Genomic DNA, 3,322 nt, shown 5'->3' with positions numbered 1-3,322 from the left:
AAAAAGAAAAGCCCCAACCGTTAGGTTGGGGCTTGTCTAGGGCTGTAAGAGCCTGACGATGACCTACTTTCACACGGGAACCCGCACTATCATCGGCGCTGACGCGTTTCACTGTCCTGTTCGGGATGGGAAGGAGTGGTACCACGTCGCTATGGTCATCAGGCATAACTTGTTGTCTGCTGATCACGCGATCAAGCAAACGAATTCATAGAGTTTGGAATCAGCTTTTGGCGAATTATTTTGAATGCGTCAACTTGGCATAACACCTTGATCAGATTGATCAAAGTTATAGGGTCAAGCCGCACGAGCAATTAGTATCAGTTAGCTTAACGCATTACTGCGCTTCCACACCTGACCTATCAACGTCCTGGTCTTGAACGACTCTTTAGGGGGCTCAAGGCCCCGGCAGATCTCATCTTGAAACGAGTTTCCCGCTTAGATGCTTTCAGCGGTTATCTCTTCCACACTTAGCTACTCGGCAATGCCACTGGCGTGACAACCGATACACCAGAGGTGTGTCCACTCCGGTCCTCTCGTACTAGGAGCAGGCTTCCTCAAATCTGCAGCGCCCACGGAAGATAGGGACCAAACTGTCTCACGACGTTTTAAACCCAGCTCACGTACCTCTTTAAATGGCGAACAGCCATACCCTTGGGACCGGCTACAGCCCCAGGATGAGATGAGCCGACATCGAGGTGCCAAACACCGCCGTCGATATGAACTCTTGGGCGGTATCAGCCTGTTATCCCCAGAGTACCTTTTATCCGTTGAGCGATGGCCCTTCCATACAGAACCACCGGATCACTATGTCCTGCTTTCGCATCTGCTCGACTTGTCAGTCTCGCAGTTAAGCACGCTTATGCCATTGCACTATCGTCACGATGTCCGACCGTAACTAGCGTACCTTCGAACTCCTCCGTTACGCTTTGGGAGGAGACCGCCCCAGTCAAACTGCCTACCATGCACTGTCCCCGATCCAGATAATGGACCTAGGTTAGAACCTCAAACACACCAGGGTGGTATTTCAACGTTGGCTCCACAAGATCTAGCGACCCTGCTTCAAAGCCTCCCACCTATCCTACACAGATCTGTTCAAAGTCCAATACAAAGCTACAGTAAAGGTTCATGGGGTCTTTCCGTCTTTCCGCGGGGAGATTGCATCATCACAAACATTTCAACTTCGCTGAGTCTCAGGAGGAGACAGTGTGGCCATCGTTACGCCATTCGTGCAGGTCGGAACTTACCCGACAAGGAATTTCGCTACCTTAGGACCGTTATAGTTACGGCCGCCGTTTACTGGGACTTCAATCAAGAGCTTGCACCCCATCATTTAATCTTCCAGCACCGGGCAGGCGTCACACCCTATACGTCCACTTTCGTGTTTGCAGAGTGCTGTGTTTTTAATAAACAGTCGCAGCCACCGATTTTTTGCAACCCATTCATGCTTCGTTGTTCACTACACACTAATAGGGCACACCTTCTTCCGAAGTTACGGTGTCAATTTGCCGAGTTCCTTCTCCTGAGTTCTCTCAAGCGCCTTAGAATACTCATCTCGCGCACCAGTGTCGGTTTGCGGTACGGTCGTATATAGCTGAAGCTTAGTGGCTTTTCCTGGAACCTCGTTCAGTCACTTCACGGACAAGTCCGCTCGATCGTTGGCCTCGGTATATGTGCACCGGATTTGCCTAATGCACGCCTACATCCAACTAAACCAGAATAATCCAATAACTGGATGACCTATTAAGATCCGTCCCCACATCGCACTATATATCGGTACAGGAATATTGACCTGTTTCCCATCAGCTACGCATCTCTGCCTCGCCTTAGGGGCCGACTCACTCTACGCCGATGAACGTTGCGTAGAAAACCTTGCGCTTACGGCGAGGGGGCTTTTCACCCCCTTTAACGCTACTCATGTCAGCATTCGCACTTCTGATACCTCCAGCGCGCTTTACAACGCACCTTCACAGGCTTACAGAACGCTCTCCTACCACTTGCAATAAATTGCAAATCCGCAGCTTCGGTAACTGGCTTAGCCCCGTTACATCTTCCGCGCAGGACGACTCGATCAGTGAGCTATTACGCTTTCTTTAAATGATGGCTGCTTCTAAGCCAACATCCTGACTGTTTTAGCCTTCCCACTTCGTTTCCCACTTAGCCAATTTTAGGGACCTTAGCTGGCGGTCTGGGTTGTTTCCCTCTTGAGTCCGGACGTTAGCACCCGGTGCTCTGTCTCCCAAGCTGTACTCATCGGTATTCGGAGTTTGCCTTGGTTTGGTAAGTCGCCATGACCCCCTAGCCAAAACAGTGCTCTACCCCCGATGGTAATACTTGAGGCACTACCTAAATAGTTTTCGGAGAGAACCAGCTATTTCCAAGTTTGTTTAGCCTTTCACCCCTATCCACAGCTCATCCGCTAGTTTTGCAACACTAGTCGGTTCGGACCTCCAGTACCTGTTACGGCACCTTCATCCTGGCCATGGATAGATCACTTGGTTTCGGGTCTACACCCAGCGACTGATCGCCCTATTCGGACTCGATTTCTCTACGGCTTCCCTATTCGGTTAACCTTGCCACTGAATGTAAGTCGCTGACCCATTATACAAAAGGTACGCAGTCACCCCTTACGAGGCTCCTACTTTTTGTAAGCACGCGGTTTCAGGATCTATTTCACTCCCCTCCCGGGGTTCTTTTCGCCTTTCCCTCACGGTACTAGTTCACTATCGGTCAATGATGAGTATTTAGCCTTGGAGGATGGTCCCCCCATATTCAGACAGGATTTCTCGTGTCCCGCCCTACTTGTCGTTAGCTCAGTACCACACAGGTCATTTCACGTACGGGGCTATCACCCACTATGGCCAGTCTTTCCAAACTGTTCCGTTATGTCTTGTGCTATCACTAACAGGCTCTTCCGATTTCGCTCGCCACTACTTTCGGAATCTCGGTTGATGTCTTTTCCTCGAGCTACTGAGATGTTTCAGTTCACCCGGTTCGCCTCGCATGACTATGTATTCATCATGCGATACCCTTTCAGGTGGGTTTCCCCATTCGGAAATCTCCGGATCAAAGCTAATTTGCCAGCTCCCCGAAGCTTATCGCAGGCTATCACGTCCTTCGTCGCCTATCATTGCCAAGGCATCCACCACGTGCTCTTATTCACTTGACCCTATAACTTTGACGTCTCACTCAATCACTCAAGCGAAACACAAAATCATCACAAGGAATATGTCAGGTCTTTCACCTGACGCGTTATGCCGTTACATTCAAAATTCGATTTGACTCGAAATTGAAGTTTCTTTTGACGCAATCAAAAATTCTATGT

2 rRNA genes are annotated in these 3,322 nt (G+C 49.7%); both read right to left on the bottom strand.

The window, feature by feature from the left end:
• Positions 1-50: 50 nt before the first annotated feature.
• A 5S ribosomal RNA gene (gene rrf / locus ACSFBC_RS28375) occupies positions 51-163 on the bottom strand.
• Positions 164-290: 127 nt separating this feature from the next.
• Positions 291-3,166 (bottom strand): 23S ribosomal RNA (locus ACSFBC_RS28370).
• Positions 3,167-3,322 lie beyond the last annotated feature (156 nt).

The sequence above is a fragment of the Variovorax frigidus genome, from assembly GCF_051216515.1.
GTDB lineage: Bacteria > Pseudomonadota > Gammaproteobacteria > Burkholderiales > Burkholderiaceae_C > Variovorax.
The sequence above is the reverse complement of the archived record's forward strand: the minus strand, read 5'-3'. Positions and strand labels throughout refer to the sequence as shown.